Raw genomic sequence first — 16316 nt, forward strand, 5'->3', positions numbered from 1 at the left:
GTATGAAACAGCAACCTATGATTCAAGACTTACCATCAATGGCGATTCGCCGCCCAGTACTTATTGTTGTACTTAACTTACTTATTATTATTGCCGGCATTGCAGCTATTGCAGGGGTTGAGGTTAGAGAGCTTCCTGATGTAGATAGGCCGCGTATTACTGTTTCCGCTCCATTTCCCGGTGGCTCCCCAGAAACGGTTGACACAGAAGTAACCAGCAAATTAGAAGGTGCGGTAGCTCGCGTAAGTGGTGTTAAATCCATACGAGCGCAAAGTGAAGAAGGAAACTCGCGGATTGTTGTTGAGTTTAGACCAGGTATTAATTTAGACGATGCCGCAAATGAAACGCGAGAATCGGTAGCGCGCGTTCAACGCGATCTCCCTGAAGAAGTTGAGCGAGTATCAATTATAAAAGCCGATAATGATGCAGAAGCCGTTGTCTCATTAACGGTCTCCAGTGATAGTTTATCGCTTGAAGCACTTACCGAGCGAGTTGATGTTGACTTAGCCCCACAATTTTTAACCATTCCAGGGGTTGCTGATGTACGTTTAAACGGTGATAGAGAGCGTGTGTTAAGAGTACGAATCGACCCGCTTAAATTAAGTAGCTTTAATTTAACTATTCCAGATGTAGCACAAGTACTTAGCCAAGCGCCATTTGATGTACCAGCAGGGAGTTTAAAGGCAAACGATCAGCAAATTATCGTGCGAGCTGATGCTACGTCGATAACCCCTGAGCAAGTGGGCGACATAATAATTCAAGGCGATACCCGTATTAGCGATATTGCAGCTGTTTACTTTGGGCCTGCCGATCCGCGCTCTATGGTAAGGCTTAATGGTAAACCTGTTATAGGTATGGAAATAATTCGCCAAGCACAATCAAATACAATTGAAATATCTGACGAAGTGCTAAAGCTCATCAACAGTATGCAAACACGTTTTCCTGAAATGGAGTTCACCCTTACTTCTGATGATGCACAGTTTATACGAAGCTCAGTTGATGAGGTAATTTACTCTTTATTGCTTACTGTACTATTAGTAGTGATTACACTGTGGGTTTTCATAGGCTCTTGGCGCGCTACACTCGTACCTGCATTTGCAATTCCCGTGGCCTTAATTGGCTCGCTTGCACTTATATGGGCACTTGGATTTTCGATTAATATTTTAACGTTACTCGCCCTTGTACTTGCTACTGGTTTAATTGTTGATGACGCCATTGTAGTAAGCGAAAACATTCAGCGACAACGAGGCTTAGGGCTAGGTAGGCGTGCAGCTGCGGTAATAGGCACACGGGAAGTGTTTTTTGCAGTAGTCGCAACTACAGCCGTGTTGGCTGCTGTATTTATTCCTATCGCATTTTTACCTTCAACTGCAGGGAGATTATTTAGAGAGTTTGGTGGTGTACTTGCAGGTGCTGTGATTATATCAAGTTTTGTTGCGCTATCTTTAGTGCCTGCACTTACCTCTAAATTAAAGTTAAAGCAGGGTGGTTTCCATCCATTTGCAAAACTAGGCCACTGGCTTGGTGGTATTTATACAAAATCAATTCATAAGGTGCTTGATCATGCATGGCTTACGTTTATTGCTTGTTTATTAGTTGCAGGTGGCTCTGGCGCTTTATATACGAGTTTAGACAGTGAATTATTGCCAAGTGAAGATCGCGGAAAAATACGTATATTTGCACGCGGACCTGATGGTGTAGGGCTTAATTTTATGGATAGACAAGCCATAAAAATGGAAGATATTTTATTACCCTTTATTGATAGTGGCGAAATAGAATCAATTTACACCGTAGTTGGCCAGTGGGATCCAAATATCGTATTTATTACTGTGCCACTAAAACACTGGGATGAAAGGCATTTTAGCCAACAAGAAATAATCAACAAAATTCGTGAGCCTCTGGGCAACATCCCTGGTGCTCCAGCATTTCCAGGTGGTGCCAATAGTTTAAATTTACGTGGCCAAGGCGGTGGTGTGGAGATTGCATTACTAGGGCAAGATTACCTGCAAATATTCAAAGCCGCTCAGCAGTTCTCTGCGGCACTTGAAAAAGCAGTACCCGAAGTTGCACCTGTGCGTATTTCTTATCAGCCTTCACAACCACAGCTTAGAGTAAATATAGACAGACGACGCGCACAAGAGCTTGGCGTTGCGCTCAGCGACATTGCTATTACACTAAGAGCGGCCATTAACGGCGACGATATTGAAGATTTAAACATAGGGGATCAATCCGTTCCTATAATGTTGCAAGCGCAAAATCAAACAATAAACGATCCGAGCGATTTGGCTAATTTATACATAAGGGCAGGTAATAACAGCTTAGTGCCTTTGAGTAGTGTGGCTTATATCTCTGAAGAAGGCGTAGCAGCTGAACTAGAGCGACATGCGCAGCGCCGCTCTATAGAGCTCAGTATGGAATTGCCAGAAGGATTAACTATTGCATCGTTGGTTGAGCAAATTAAGTTAGTGTCTGAGCAATCGCTAGCGCCAGGTATTGCACTTGCGTTTAAAGGTGAAGCACTGACTTATGAGGAAACATCTAGCGAAGTACTTGTAACTTATGTACTGGCTTTTTTAATTGTATTTTTAGTGTTGGCTGCTCAGTTTGAAAATGTAAACAGCGCGATTGTAGTTATGATAACCGTACCATTTGGGATTACTTCTGCAATTTTAGCGCTTTATTTAACGGGAACATCGTTAAACATATATTCTCAAATCGGCTTAGTTATGCTGATAGGTTTAATTGCTAAAAACGCCATTTTACTGGTTGAGTTTGCCGATCAATTACGCGACCAAGGGTTATCAGTAAGAAATGCAGTAGAAAAAGCCGCATTAGTACGTTTAAGACCAATTACCATGACTCTTATATCAACCTTGTTAGGCGCACTACCACTAATTATGTCTACAGGGGCAGGCGCTGAAGCACGTAATGCCATCGGTTGGGTAGTCTTTGGCGGCCTCGCACTGGCTGTATTATTTACGCTTTACCTTACGCCTGTTATTTACTTAGGCTTAGCACGCTTTACAACCCCTCGAGGCGATGAATCTAAAGAGCTTGAACAAGAACTTGAAAAGCTAACTTAAAGTGCAATTATAGTTATAGCCACTACACTTTTAATTTTAAAGAGTAGTGGCTATTAGTTAAATCTTGCTTGGCTATATTTGTTTGTTAAGATAGCCACTTAAGCATATACATGCCTTATTGTGTGCTCACAAGGAATCCCCAATGCAAGCTGAACAAGTTGAAATAGCGCAGTTTTTAGCGCAGCACCCACCATTTGATGATTTACCAACTAAGGCTCTAAACGAGCTTGCTCAACAAGTTGAAGTAGCTTATTACCGATCACAAACCGACATTTTAACACTTGGCCAAGACATAGCAGATTTATTTGTTATTAGAAGTGGCTCTGTCGAAATATACCGTCGTAACAACGAACTCTATAATCGTTTAGAAGTTGGCGGAATATTTGGTCAAATGGGTCTGCTAATGAATCGCAAAGTGCGTTTTCCTGCTAAAGCACTAGAAGATACGCTTGTTTATTGTATTAACGTTGACATATTTAATCGCTATTGTGATGAATTTGATTCGTTTGCAGATTACTTTGAAGAAGATGGCAATGTACGCCTTCGCCAAGCAATTGTTGAGCAAGCAGACGGGAATGACTTAACCACTGCAAAAGTAAAATCTTTGATTCATCGTGATGTTGTAACTGTTGATACGCAAACCACAGTACAAGATGTAGCTAAAATTATGACTGAAGAAGCAGTATCGTCAGTTTTAGTTACCGATGCTAATAAGCCAATTAGTGATGACCCTGAAGAAGATGACGGCCAAATTGCAGGCATTATTACCGACAGAGATCTCAGAACTAAAGTGGTTGCACAGGGCTTAGCGCTTAACGTAAAAGCTGAGCAAATTATGTCAACTAATTTGGTATTGTTAGATGCAAACGCGTACGTGTTTGAAGCGGTACTAGCTATGCTTCGCGACAACTTACACCATTTACCTGTAGTTCAAAAACGCCGCCCAATTGGGGTTATTTCTCTTTCTGATATTTTACGCTATGAGTCACAAAGTAGCTTATTGTTAGTCCGTGGAATATTAGCGCAACAAACAATCGAAGATTTAGCTCACTATGCGCGCCAATTACCCAATGTTTTTGTACGTATGGTAAACGAAGATGCAAATTCGCATATGGTCGGCACTGCAATGGCTGTAATAGGGCGCACATTTAAGCAACGTTTATTGGTCTTAGCTGAAGAAAAGTTTGGCCCGCCACCTGTACCGTATTGTTTTATAGCCCTTGGCTCCATGGCACGCGATGAGCAGCTAATTGTAACCGATCAAGATAACGCGCTTATTTTAGATGACAGTTACGATGACGATAAGCACAACGATTACTTTCAAAATATTTCTGATTTTGTCTGTGATGGCCTAGCGCAATGTGGCTATACCTATTGTGATGGCGAAATTATGGCGTCATTTAAAAAATGGCGTAAAACACGCTCGCAGTGGTTTGATCAATTTGCACAGTGGATTGAACAACCTAAGCCGCAAGCATTATTAAATAGCTCTATATTTTTTGATTTAGATGGTGTTTGGGGAAAAACAAAGTGGGCGGAAGAGCTTAAAAAATTTATTGCTAAGCAAAGTAAAACTAATAGGGTGTTTTTAGCAAATATGGCGGCAAATGCACGTAATAGAACACCCCCTCTGGGGTTCTTTAAAGGCTTTGTGCTTGAGCATAATGGCCAACACAAGCGCTCAATGAACCTAAAGCGTAGAGGCACAGCACCTCTGTCAGATGTAATAAGAGTACATGCTTTAGCCATTGGCTCTCGTAAGCAAAACTCGTTTGAGCGCTTAGAGGATATTATAGAGGCCAAGTTACTTCCAGAAGGTAAGGCACAAGATTTACGAGATTCACTGGAATACATCGCCATGATGCGGATACGTCATCAGGCTTGGCAAATAGAGCAAGGTGAAGAGCCAGATAATGACCTAGACCCGCATTTATTGTCACCGTTTGAACAGCGTAATTTAAAAGAGGCGTTTGCAATACTTGAAAAAGCACAAAGCTATTTAAAATTTAGTTACTCTGCAAATGTAGGTGTAAAACACTGATGAGTAACCGCTCGTATAACAAAGCTAATTGGGAAAAAAAATATAAGCAAAATGCCTCTAAAACTAAAAATATTTTTTTAAGGCATTTTTATACTCATGCGTTCAGTGATATTAAAACTCCTCTAAAAGATGTTCCTTTTGTGGCTTTAGATTTTGAGACGACTGGTCTAAATAGCGAAGTGGACGATATTGTGAGTGTTGGTTTAGTGCCGTTTAGTTTAGAGCGGGTGTTTTGCAAGCAAAGTAAACACTGGGTCGTACAACCTCGAAAGAGCTTAAGTGAAGAATCCATAGTTATTCATGGTATTACCCACTCAGAAGTAGATGAAGCCCCGGACTTAGCCTCTATTTTAGGGCCTTTATTAAATGCGTTAAGTGGTAAAATTGTTGTTGTGCATTATGCAGCCATTGAACGTCACTTTTTAAATAATGCTTTACTAGCTCGTATAAGCGAAGGTATTGAGTTTGCATTAGTAGATACAATGGAAATAGAGCGCAAAGCACTACATGCACGACAAGGGTTACTAGGGCGGTTATTTAAAAGTAAGTTAGGCTCAGTAAGGTTAAATGATTGTCGAAAACGCTATTCACTGCCTGCTTATCATAATCACAATGCGTTAATTGACGCATTAGCAACGGCAGAGCTGTTAATGGCGCAAATTCAATATCATTACAGAAGCGATACACCACTGAGTGAGATTTTAAGCTAACAGCAGCTTTGAGTGATGGTATTAGTAGGTCTTTATGCCCTGAAGTGAAGAGTCTACATAATGTGATTACATTGTTCACAAGAGCCATTAGGGCTTAACTGTAAACATAAAAAACGCCGCAATAATGCGGCGTTTTAGTGTTTAAAATATATTACTTATTTACTTAGCTGAGCGTGGCTCAGTACGTAAACCTAATAATAAGCTTACACACATAAGTAATAATACAATGGTGAATGGTAAGCCAGTTGATACCGCACCTGCTTGAAGCGCTTGAATAGCCTCTGTACCACCAATCCAAAGTAAAGCTGCTGCAATAGCGCCTTCTACCGATGCCCAAAAGATACGCTGTGGCACGGGTGCATCAATTTTACCGCCTGCTGTAATAGAGTCTATTACAAGCGAGCCTGAGTCAGACGAAGTAATAAAAAATACTAGCACTAACACAATAGCAATAAACGATAAAATATTAGCCATAGGTAGTTCATCAAGCATTTGGAACATGGCTAACGGTACATCGGTTAAACCGTTTGTGCCTAAGCTACCAACACCTTGAACAACTTGATCAATTGCAATACCGCCGTAAATCGACATCCATAAAATAGTAACTAGCGTAGGGATTAGTAATACCGCAATTAAGAACTCACGAATAGTTCGACCACGTGATACGCGTGCTATAAACATACCTACAAACGGTGACCACGAAATCCACCAAGCCCAATAAAATACAGTCCAGCCATGCATCCATGTTTCGTCTTCACGACCATGAGGATTACTAAGAGGAATTATATTTTCAACATAACCCATAATAGTATTAGGTACATTACCCATAGCAACAGCAAAACCCACTAAGCAAACAAACACTAATAATGCAAAAGCAATTAACATGTTAATGTTACTTAAAAGTTTTACGCCGCCATCAATACCGCGCACAACTGAAATAATAGCCAGTAGTGTTACCCCCACTATAACTAATATTTGAGAGCCAACACCGCCATCTGTTCCAAATACATGGTTAATACCAGCAGATGCTTGTTGAGCACCTAAACCTAACGATGTAGCAAGGCCAAACAAAGTCGCAAGCACGGCTAAAATATCAATTATATGACCAGGCCAGCCCCAAGCTTTGTCGCCCAATATTGGGTAAAAAATAGAACGAATTGAAAGGGGTAGCCCTTTATTGTAGGTAAAGAATGCCAAAGAGAGCGCAACAACTGCGTAAATTGCCCATGGGTGTAATCCCCAATGGAACATAGTTGCACCCATGGCAAGTTTTGCAGCCTCAGGTGTATTTGCTGTTACGTTAAGTGGTGTTTCATACCAGCCAGTAAAATAGGCTACAGGTTCTGCTACGCCCCAAAACATAAGGCCAATACCCATACCAGCAGCAAATAACATGGCTAGCCAAGAGATACGAGAATGTGATGGTTTAGCATCATCTCCACCTAAGCGAATGTTACCGTAAGGAGATACAATTAATGCTAAGCAAAATAATACAAAAAAGTTTGCTGCCCACATAAATAAAGCATCAAAATTATTAATAATATCGAGCTTAACACCGTCAAGTGCGGCTTTAGCCGTTTGAGGCTCAGTAACCAAAATGGCGATTAAAAAAATGACAATCAGGCCTGCACTAATACCAAAAACAGGGTTGTGTATATCAAAGCCCCATTTTTGTACATTATCCTGACCTACGGTGTAATCCGTATTGTCGATACTATATTTGTCATGATTTTCCTTCATGCAATACCTCTATTGTTGTCCTAACAAGCCAAAATAAATCGGCGTTATATCGAATTACATTAGCCTTTAAATATTAAGTAAAAAGTAATACTGTAATTATTTGAAGACTAACTAATTTGAAGAGTGATCATACAGCTACTAGTGTATGAGTTAAATATTAAATGTAAATGAATTTGTATTTAAAACGCTGTTTATATAGCCAAAATTATGATTTAGTAATGTTTAATCAAAAATTGATAAGTTCAGTGAGCGTTAAAAATTAGTTTGGTATTAAAAGCATTATGGTACTTAATAAAATAAAAAAAGATCATATTATTTTTTATTGTTTAATACTTACTAATGAGAGTTGTTATTATTTTATAGGCTGATGTTTTACTTTAATCAAGTTGTAATATGAATATGATTTAACACTACTCAAGGTCTAGGCTATATTTTAAGTAAATAGGCAAAGGATTAATACTATTATGAGTCAGCGCGCTGCAAGCACCTCCCACAACAATGAGTTGGTTAACCGCTTTATAAATATAAGAAGCGAAAGTTTAAATATTACTGCTTTTCTCAGTGCTGAAGACTGCCAGCTACAAGCGATGGCAGATGCAAGCCCCATTAAATGGCATTTGGCACATACAACATGGTTTTTTGAAACGTTTTTATTAAGTGTTTATCATGAGCAGTACGGTGTATTTAATCCACATTTTAAAATGTTATTTAACTCTTACTATAACGGCATAGGAGAGCAATTTAAGCGTGCAAACCGCGCAAGTTTATCAAGGCCAATGCTTGAAGAAGTAATAGCTTACAGAGCCTACGTGGATAAGCATGTAACTGAGTTACTAAACACCTCACTTGATGATCATATTAAAAACATTATTGAACTGGGCTTAAATCATGAGCAGCAACATCAAGAACTAATGCTCATGGACATAAAATATAATTTTTCTGTCAATCCTTTATATCCAAAGTACCTTACTGAATCACAGCACCAAACAGACATACAAGCTAACGTTAAAGCTATTGAGTTTATAGAGTTTGACCAAGCAATTATAAATATCGGTACTAATGCAGAAGCCGAATTTGCATACGATAACGAGCAGCCAAAGCACCAAGTACTCATTCATCCATTTAGCTTTGCAAACAGATTAGTTACTAATGGCGAATATTTAGAGTTTATTAATGCAGGCGGGTATACCACCGCCGATTATTGGTTGAGTGATGGCTGGGCAAACATTCAAGCAAATGAGTTAACGCAACCGTTATATTGGCAATGCATTGATGAACAGTGGTACGAATTTACACATTATGGGCTACAGCCACTAAATTTAGACGCCCCCATTTGCCATGTTAATTATTTTGAGGCCAGTGCTTATGCTAATTTTGCAAAAGCGCGTTTGCCAACTGAATTTGAATGGGAGTATGCAGCTCAAAATAGTGAGGTGTATAAAAAGGTTGATGACTACTTAATGCCAGCTCAAGCAAAAGGTGAAGCAAACATAGAGCAGTTAAACGATTCATGTTGGCAGTGGACGAATAGCGGATATTTACCTTACCCCGGCTTTAAACCAATTGAAGGAGTAGCTGGCGAATACAATGGTAAATTTATGAACAATCAAATGGTGTTACGTGGCGGGTGTGTACTTACACCAAAAAACCATTTGCGACAAACCTATAGAAACTTTTATTACCCACACCAAGCGTGGATGTGCAGCGGAATTAGACTAGCAAAGGACATACAATGAGCCAACTAACAGCAATAAAACAGTGCAACATAACCGACACTGAGTTTTTAACCGATGTACTCAGCGGGCTCGCACAGCAACAAAAAACACTGCCATGTAAGTATTTTTATGATGACAAAGGCGCTGCATTATTTGAGCAAATAACGTCACTAAAAGAATATTACGTTACACGTACAGAGCTGGCTATTTTAGAGGATTACTCAAAAGCAATTGCAAATATGCTTCCAGATAATCTATCAATAATAGAACCTGGTTGTGGCTCGGGTAAAAAGGTTGCGTATTTGCTTGCTCATATGAGCAATGTTAAAACGTTTGTTCCTTTTGAAATATCATCAGAAATGCTTAATTACTCATTAGCGCATTTATCGCCGCTATTTCCTGAGTTATCTATTTCGCCGCTACTTGGCGACTTTACTCATAGCCAAATGGTAAAGCAGCTAACAAAAGATACATCCCTAGATAGCCAAACAAACTTAGTTTATTTCCCAGGTTCTACACTTGGTAACTTTGCACCAGTAAAAGCGATTGAAATTATGAATAACTTTCACCGCTTATGTGGTGTTAATGGTTATGTATTAATTGGCATTGATTTAGTAAAAGAGCGCCAAGTATTACTTGATGCCTATAACGATAAAGCGGGTATTACCGCAGCATTTAATAAAAACCTACTACAAAGAATTAATAACGAGCTTAATGGTACTTTTGATTTAGATAACTTTAGTCACGAATCGCGCTTTAACGAACAGCATAGCCGCATAGAAATGCACTTGGTGAGTAAGTGCGACCAAAGTGTGGTGATAAATAACCAACGAGTAGATTTTATTAAAGGTGAAAGTATTCATACTGAAAATTCACATAAGTATACTCTTGAGTCGTTTAAACAACTTGCAGGGCAAGCTAACTTAAACTTAGCGCAAACATGGCAGGATGATAACAACTACTTTGCACTTTGCTTATTACGCCCTCAATAAGCTTTAACACACTTCAACATGAGCGTTGTTATATATAAACTGTAACAACGCGCCATTACTTGATTTTTGCTCTAACTTAACTTTATTTAAACCGGTTAGTCTAAATGAAATTGGCGCGATAACCGATACCGCAGAGCCTGTGGCAGTATCTTCATTTACACCAAATTGCGGTGCAAAATACCTAAAATGCGCCACTGCTTTCTCGTTGTTAAAACTTAAAATGCTCAGCGCAATAACTGCATTGTTATGAGCTTTAGCTAAGCCGTTAAAATCAACCTGTAAGTTTTCTAAATCTTCTTTTGAATCAAATAGCAAAACTGTATAACCATTTTTATTTGCACTACAGTATGTTGCTTTAATAGGGAGAGAAAATAAAGCAGTTAGCTCTTTTGTATAGTTTGTTTTATACATGCTAAGTGCTTGTAATTTGAGGTGTGCTTTTTGCCTTTTAATATTTATATTAAATAGCTCATCAGAGGATGACACAAATACTTTAGGGCAGTAATTAAAATGCCTTATTAAGCATTTAGCGGCTGCTAACGACCCATGTCCACAACGTTTAATTTCGTTTTTTTGATTAAACCAACGAATCTTACATCTGGCTTTGGATATTTCATTAAGATTTAAAAATACGGTAGCAGGGTGCTTAGACTTCGATGCTATATGCTGCATCATTTTAGAGGTAAGCCCATTTTTATAAATAACTATTAAGGCACTTGAGCCTAATAAGTTAAGTTTATGGCTATAAAAAACAGATTCTGTAAAGGTATGTTTAATAAAGCGCAGCATAAGCCAAAAAGGCCTATGCTGCGTTAAACAAGAGCGTTTAGCCTTTGCTTGCATATGCGTCGTTATGAACGCCCGCAGCACGCCCAGAAGGATCTGCATTGTTTTGAAATGATGCATCCCAAGCAAGTGCTTCAGGGGTAGAGCACGCCACTGACTTACCATGTGGTACACACTTAGCTGATGCATCACCTGGGAAATGCTCTTCAAAAATTGTACGGTAGTAGTACGCTTCTTTAGAGTCTGGTGTATTAATAGGGTATTTAAACTTAGCGTTAGCAAGCTCTTGATCGCTTACTTGCTCGTTTACAAACTCTTTTAATGTATCAATCCAGCTGTAGCCAACACCATCTGAAAACTGCTCTTTTTGACGCCATAACACTTCCTCTGGTAGGTAGCCATCAAAGCCTGCACGTAAAATGTGTTTTTCAATTTTGCCATCTTTACACATTTTTGCTTCAGGGTTAATGCGCATTGCAACATCAACAAATTCTTTATCAAGGAACGGTACACGTGCTTCAACACCCCATGCCGCCATTGATTTATTAGCACGTAAACAGTCAAACATATGAAGCTTTGATACTTTACGGTTTAACTCTTCATGAAACTCTTGTGCATTAGGTGCTTTATGGAAGTACAAGTACCCACCAAATAGTTCATCTGCACCTTCGCCCGAAAGCACCATTTTAATACCCATTGCTTTAATTTGACGAGCCATTAAATACATAGGGGTTGATGCTCGAATAGTGGTTACATCGTACGTTTCAATGTGGTAAATAACTTCACGTAGTGCGTCAATACCTTCTTGAATAGTAAAAATGATAGGGTGGTGAACAGTACCGATCATTTCAGCCACTTTTTGTGCAGCCGCTAAATCAGGTGAACCTTCAAGACCAACAGAGAATGAGTGAAGCTTAGGCCACCATGCATCGCTTTCATCATTATCTTCAATACGTTTAGCTGCAAATCGTTGTGTAATAGCCGAAATAACAGATGAGTCTAAACCACCAGAAAGTAGCACACCATAAGGCACATCACACATTAGCTGGCGCTTAACTGCCGCTTCTAATGCTTTTTTAACGTCTTGAGCTTCTGCGCTGTTATCTTTAACTGCGTCGAAAGTTTCCCAGTCACGTTTGTAATAAGGCTTAAGCTCTCCATCTTTACTATAAAGGTAATGACCCGGAGGAAACTCTTCAATGTGCTTACATATTGGTGAAAGCGCTTTAAGTTCAGAGGCAACATAAAAGTTACCGTGCTCATCGTGGCCAGTGTAAAGTGGAATAATACCAATGTGATCACGACCAATTAGGTAAGCATCGTTTTCTTCATCGTATAAACAAAATGCAAAAATACCATTTAGGTCATCTAAAAACTCAGGACCTTTTTGTTTGTATAACGCTAAAATAACTTCACAGTCTGACTGAGTCTGAAATTCGAAATCAATATTTAGCTCTGCTGCCAGTTCTTTGTGGTTATAAATTTCGCCATTAACCGCTAAAATATTTGTTTTTTCAGGGTTGTATAAAGGCTGTGCGCCGCTTGATACGCCAACAATGGCTAAGCGCTCATGCACTAAAATCGCTTTTTCAGATGAATAAACACCAGACCAATCAGGGCCACGGTGCCTAAGCAGCTTCGACATTTCAATTGCTTGGGTACGCAACTGAGCGGCGTTAGATTTAATATCTAATACACCAAAAATTGAACACATAGTAACTCCTCATTCCTATTATGTGTGCAGCAAGGCAACTTTGCGATGCTGCGAAACCTTGTTTTATCAGAAATAATTACTCAAGTCACACTGCTTTTACAATTAATTAAGAATAATTTATGCACCAAGGCTGAGCCGGGTGCACCAAAATGGTAAATGCGTGGTTCCTACGGTTATTTTTACATCACCATCGTTGTTTAAAGCTTGAGCTATTATGACCTTGAGTGCGTTTATAAACGTTTCTTTACTCATGCTTGGAGCCCCATTATGGTGCACTGCCTGAATTACATAATACTAATAATTACAGCAACGATAATATTAAATTTAGTCGCCATAGTGATTACTAGTGTTCTGCTTTATCCACTAACTAAAGTGCCATACCTATGTAATGTAAAGCACCAATGCCAATTCTCGAAATTATTTAATTCGAATATAAGGCCCCCATTTCTTTTAGGTTTACCTTTTATTTTTAAGTGCAATTTTTAACTGTTCTAAATGGCCATTTAATTTGCGCTGCGCTTTAGCTGCATCTTCAAAAGTAACGTATTCAAACTTTACTGAATCACCCGGTCTAAATTGTGCGAATTGATGAAGATCAGCTTCTATTACCGTCCCAAGTAGAGGATAGCCACCCGTAGTTTGAGCATCATTTAGTAATACAATAGGTTCACCGTTTGGGGGTAATTGTATGCTCCCTGGGCTAACGCCTATTGATGGCAGTGAGTGAGTATGTGTAAGGGAGCTAGCTGCGTTTTCAAGCCTGACTCCCATGCGGTTACTATTGCGGGATACCTTAAAGCGTGTGTTTACAAAAGTATCTGTAATTTCTTGACCAAGGGTGTTGCTATGTGGACTTGAGTGAACCCTAATTATTTGTCGTTTAGCAGGGGTTAACGCACCTGTTTGTTTAAAGTCATTATTAATGTATTCGTCTATGGGTAAAATATCGCCTGCGCTAAGCGCATTGCCATTAAGCCCGCCAAAACATGCATTTAAATCAGTAGCGCGCGACTCCATAATAAGCGATGTTTTAATACCACCTTTAACCGCTAAATAGGCTCTTAAGCCTGCGCGACCTGTATTAAAGCACATAGTTTGATTGGCTTTAACGTTATAACTCCAGCCTGGGTAAATTGGTTCACCATCAATGCTTGCTTGTAAGTCGGCACCATGAAGCGATATTACTGTGCTACATAAAAACGTCAATTCGCATAAACCAACAGTGATCTCAAGCACTGCATCGTTGTCGTTATTATTAATTAAACGATTAGCAATAATTTGTGAGTAGGGATCTAAACTGCCTGTTTTACTTACCCCTAAGTGCCTATAACCTGTACGACCAAGATCTTGAACGCTCAATTGAACACCCGGTTTTATCACTTTAATCATGTTTAATACCCTCGCTTAAACTACACGGAACAAACTCAAGCGTATCACCTGGGTTAATTAAGCATGGGGTTTGTAGAGTGTGATCAAATAATAAAGTGTTAGTGTGTCCAATAATATGCCAACCACCAGGAGTGTCGGCTGGGTAAATGGCTGTTATGTCAGCACCAATGGCAACAGACCCTTTTGGTACCTTTGTGCGGGGCTCACTGCGCCTAGGGGTCTGCAAACGTTCATCAAGTCCATGTAAGTAAGCAAACCCTGGTTGAAAACCTAAAAATAAAACGTGGTAGTGGGTTTTACTATGGATGCTAATAACGTCTTCAATGGTTAAATTATTATATTTTGCAACGTAGGCTATATCTTCGCCGTTATAAACAGTATTAATTTTATGATGCTGAGATTTAAAAGACGCACTTTTAATGTCGCCCCAAATTGCTAATAGTGTTTTTTGCCATTTATTTAAATTATCGGCGTTTTTTAAATACAAGGTAAGAGAGTTCATAGCGGGTACTACATCAGCAAAGTCGCCGCTTTGTTTACAATGTGCTGTAAGTGCCCAAATTTTCTTTTGGATGGAGAGTACGTTATCTGGCTCTAAATGCGATGCATCAAAGAGTAATGAGCTGTTACTTAATGCATAAACGTAAGGGATTTGACTCATAAATAACTCGATTAAAACAACATGCTCTAACGCTAACACAGATAAATTAATTAGTTCATAGTGTTGCGATGAATGAAGCGGCATAAATAATTAGTTACCCTGATCTCTATTTCTTATAAACGCAAAGATGAAATTAAATACGCGTTAAGAGGGTCTTACTTAGCACGCACATGTTTAAGAGGTATTTTATGAAACACCAGCATTTATTATATTTATCGGGCGCTGCTATTATATTTAGCGCAGGCAGTTTTGCATTATCTATGGAAAAAGTAGAGCACAGTAATCTAGAAGCTACAACACACGTTGAAACCATAGTATTAGGCTCAGGGTGTTTTTGGGGAGCTGAAAAACGTTACGAAGCGCTAAATGGCGTGATTAATGCTGAGTCGGGTTATGCTGATGGAAGCGGTTTTAAAGCAACCTATAATAACATTACTGATCAATCACGCCGGTTTGATAAAAATAATTACGCTGAAGTTGTACAAGTTATGTATAACAGCAATATTATTTCCTCAGAGGACTTACTTAAAAATTACTTTGAAAGCCACGATCCAACGCAAATAAATCGCCAAGGTAACGATGTCGGTACTCAGTATCGCTCAGTTATTTTAACTACTTCAGATAAACAAGCCGAAATTGCAAACCAAGTTAAGTCGCAGTATCAGCAACTATTAACAGATGCTAGTTATGGCAAAATAACCACACAAATTAAACCGCTTGAAGGGTTTGTATCTGCCGAAGAGTATCACCAAAATTATCTCGAAAAGAACCCAAATGGTTATTGCCCAGATCATTCTACCGGTGTTGTTTTTAATAAAAAACCAACTGAAAAAGTTGATAACGCCATGCTTTTAACCGGCAAACAAATTGTTGTTCTTGATTCACGCGAGTACTGCCCATACTGTGAAAAGTTTAAAAAAGCAGTGGCTAACGATTATAAAGGCACAGTGCCTATGTCGTTTCGTCATGCAGATCAACTTGAAGGTTTAAAAATTAAGTCGGCAACGTGGGCTACGCCTACCATACTTTTTTTAGAAAATGGTGAAGAAGTATACAGTCGTCAAGGTTATACAAGCCCAGAGGAGTTTTATAAAGCATTAGGTGCATTTAAATTAGGCGATAGTGATGCCTATAAGGTTGCTTTTAATGCCCGTACAGACAGACCTTATTGTAAAGAGTACAAAGAGTTTAAAAACACACCCGATGGCACGTTTGTAGATAAGCTAAGTGGTGAGCCACTATTTGATACACGGGATAGGTTTAATTCAGGCACTGGTTGGCTTTCATTCAAGCATCCTGTTAAAAATAGTGTCACTCAACACGATGATAGTAGCTGGGGTATGACACGCATTGAGCTTAAATCTAAAAGCACAGGTATTCATTTAGGGCATTTATTTCCAGGCGAAGGGCCAAGAGGCACAGACCGTTACTGTATTAATGCAACGGTGCTTGAGTTTATCCCACGTGATGAAAGCTAAAATTATT

12 protein-coding genes are annotated in these 16316 nt (G+C 39.2%); 6 read left to right on the forward strand and 6 right to left on the reverse strand.

Features of this window, described 5'->3' with window-relative positions; translation table 11 throughout:
* Positions 1 to 2 precede the first annotated feature (2 nt).
* The 3 genes from CWC11_RS06600 to CWC11_RS06610 all read left to right on the forward strand — a co-directional run bounded on the left by CWC11_RS06600 (position 3) and on the right by CWC11_RS06610 (position 5834).
* Positions 3 to 3083 carry an efflux RND transporter permease subunit gene (locus CWC11_RS06600; RefSeq protein ID WP_138682060.1) on the forward strand — a complete coding sequence of 1027 codons (3081 nt, stop codon included), beginning with the start codon at positions 3 to 5 and terminating at the stop codon, positions 3081 to 3083.
* Positions 3084 to 3225: 142 nt separating this feature from the next.
* Positions 3226 to 5124, forward strand: a complete 1899-nt coding sequence (locus CWC11_RS06605) for a DUF294 nucleotidyltransferase-like domain-containing protein (protein ID WP_138682061.1) — start codon at positions 3226 to 3228, stop codon at positions 5122 to 5124.
* Positions 5124 to 5834 carry a 3'-5' exonuclease gene (locus CWC11_RS06610; protein WP_138682062.1) on the forward strand — a complete coding sequence of 237 codons (711 nt, stop codon included), beginning with the start codon at positions 5124 to 5126 and terminating at the stop codon, positions 5832 to 5834. The genes CWC11_RS06605 and CWC11_RS06610 overlap by 1 nt, the downstream gene beginning before the upstream one ends.
* A 159-nt stretch (positions 5835 to 5993) precedes the next feature.
* Here the strand turns inward: CWC11_RS06610 and CWC11_RS06615 are convergent, their stop codons facing one another.
* On the reverse strand, positions 5994 to 7574 hold the full coding sequence (locus CWC11_RS06615; RefSeq protein ID WP_138682063.1) for a BCCT family transporter: 1581 nt from the start codon (positions 7572 to 7574) through the stop codon (positions 5994 to 5996).
* A gap of 464 nt (positions 7575 to 8038) precedes the next feature.
* On the opposite strand from CWC11_RS06615, the gene egtB reads away from it, so the two are divergent.
* On the forward strand, positions 8039 to 9310 hold the full coding sequence (egtB, locus tag CWC11_RS06620) for an ergothioneine biosynthesis protein EgtB (RefSeq protein WP_138682064.1): 1272 nt from the start codon (positions 8039 to 8041) through the stop codon (positions 9308 to 9310).
* Positions 9307 to 10281, forward strand: coding sequence for an L-histidine N(alpha)-methyltransferase (egtD, locus tag CWC11_RS06625; protein WP_138682065.1), 975 nt, complete (start codon positions 9307 to 9309; stop codon positions 10279 to 10281). The genes egtB and egtD overlap by 4 nt, the downstream gene beginning before the upstream one ends.
* A gap of 3 nt (positions 10282 to 10284) precedes the next feature.
* Here the strand turns inward: egtD and CWC11_RS06630 are convergent, their stop codons facing one another.
* The 5 genes from CWC11_RS06630 to pxpB all read right to left on the reverse strand — a co-directional run bounded on the left by CWC11_RS06630 (position 10285) and on the right by pxpB (position 14831).
* Complete coding sequence (locus CWC11_RS06630; RefSeq protein WP_138682066.1) at positions 10285 to 11124, reverse strand: PhzF family phenazine biosynthesis protein; 840 nt, start codon at positions 11122 to 11124, stop codon at positions 10285 to 10287.
* A complete protein-coding gene (asnB, locus tag CWC11_RS06635; RefSeq protein WP_138682067.1) occupies positions 11108 to 12781 on the reverse strand; it encodes an asparagine synthase B in 1674 nt (557 codons plus the stop codon). Before asnB ends, CWC11_RS06630 begins: the two co-directional genes overlap by 17 nt.
* 117 nt (positions 12782 to 12898) lie before the next feature.
* Positions 12899 to 13033 (reverse strand): hypothetical protein, encoded by a 135-nt coding sequence (locus tag CWC11_RS23510; RefSeq protein WP_283240991.1) that lies wholly within the window; start codon positions 13031 to 13033, stop codon positions 12899 to 12901.
* Between the two features lie 204 nt (positions 13034 to 13237).
* The gene (locus CWC11_RS06640) at positions 13238 to 14170 is read right to left on the reverse strand and encodes a 5-oxoprolinase subunit C family protein (protein WP_138682068.1); all 933 of its coding nucleotides are present in this window, start codon (positions 14168 to 14170) and stop codon (positions 13238 to 13240) included.
* Positions 14163 to 14831 carry a 5-oxoprolinase subunit PxpB gene (pxpB, locus tag CWC11_RS06645; RefSeq protein WP_138682069.1) on the reverse strand — a complete coding sequence of 223 codons (669 nt, stop codon included), beginning with the start codon at positions 14829 to 14831 and terminating at the stop codon, positions 14163 to 14165. Before pxpB ends, CWC11_RS06640 begins: the two co-directional genes overlap by 8 nt.
* Positions 14832 to 15019: 188 nt before the next feature.
* Between pxpB and msrA the strand changes: the two genes are divergently transcribed.
* A complete protein-coding gene (msrA, locus tag CWC11_RS06650; RefSeq protein WP_138682070.1) occupies positions 15020 to 16309 on the forward strand; it encodes a peptide-methionine (S)-S-oxide reductase MsrA in 1290 nt (429 codons plus the stop codon).
* The last annotated feature ends 7 nt before the right edge of the window (positions 16310 to 16316 follow it).

Origin of the sequence: Pseudoalteromonas sp. S3178 (assembly GCF_005886985.1) — a bacterium.
Lineage (GTDB): Bacteria > Pseudomonadota > Gammaproteobacteria > Enterobacterales > Alteromonadaceae > Pseudoalteromonas > Pseudoalteromonas carrageenovora.

Excerpts from the sequence above, each read along its gene's own strand:
- CWC11_RS06615 (WP_138682063.1), bottom strand. The coding sequence starts at position 7,574 with ATGAAGGAAAATCATGACAAATATAGTATCGACAATACGGATTACACC.
- pxpB (WP_138682069.1), bottom strand. The coding sequence starts at position 14,831 with ATGAGTCAAATCCCTTACGTTTATGCATTAAGTAACAGCTCATTACTC.
- CWC11_RS06600 (WP_138682060.1), top strand. The coding sequence starts at position 3 with ATGAAACAGCAACCTATGATTCAAGACTTACCATCAATGGCGATTCGC.
- asnB (WP_138682067.1), bottom strand. The coding sequence starts at position 12,781 with ATGTGTTCAATTTTTGGTGTATTAGATATTAAATCTAACGCCGCTCAG.
- CWC11_RS06605 (WP_138682061.1), top strand. The coding sequence starts at position 3,226 with ATGCAAGCTGAACAAGTTGAAATAGCGCAGTTTTTAGCGCAGCACCCA.
- msrA (WP_138682070.1), top strand. The coding sequence starts at position 15,020 with ATGAAACACCAGCATTTATTATATTTATCGGGCGCTGCTATTATATTT.
- egtB (WP_138682064.1), top strand. The coding sequence starts at position 8,039 with ATGAGTCAGCGCGCTGCAAGCACCTCCCACAACAATGAGTTGGTTAAC.
- CWC11_RS06630 (WP_138682066.1), bottom strand. The coding sequence starts at position 11,124 with ATGCAAGCAAAGGCTAAACGCTCTTGTTTAACGCAGCATAGGCCTTTT.
- CWC11_RS06610 (WP_138682062.1), top strand. The coding sequence starts at position 5,124 with ATGAGTAACCGCTCGTATAACAAAGCTAATTGGGAAAAAAAATATAAG.
- egtD (WP_138682065.1), top strand. The coding sequence starts at position 9,307 with ATGAGCCAACTAACAGCAATAAAACAGTGCAACATAACCGACACTGAG.
- CWC11_RS23510 (WP_283240991.1), bottom strand. The coding sequence starts at position 13,033 with ATGAGTAAAGAAACGTTTATAAACGCACTCAAGGTCATAATAGCTCAA.
- CWC11_RS06640 (WP_138682068.1), bottom strand. The coding sequence starts at position 14,170 with ATGATTAAAGTGATAAAACCGGGTGTTCAATTGAGCGTTCAAGATCTT.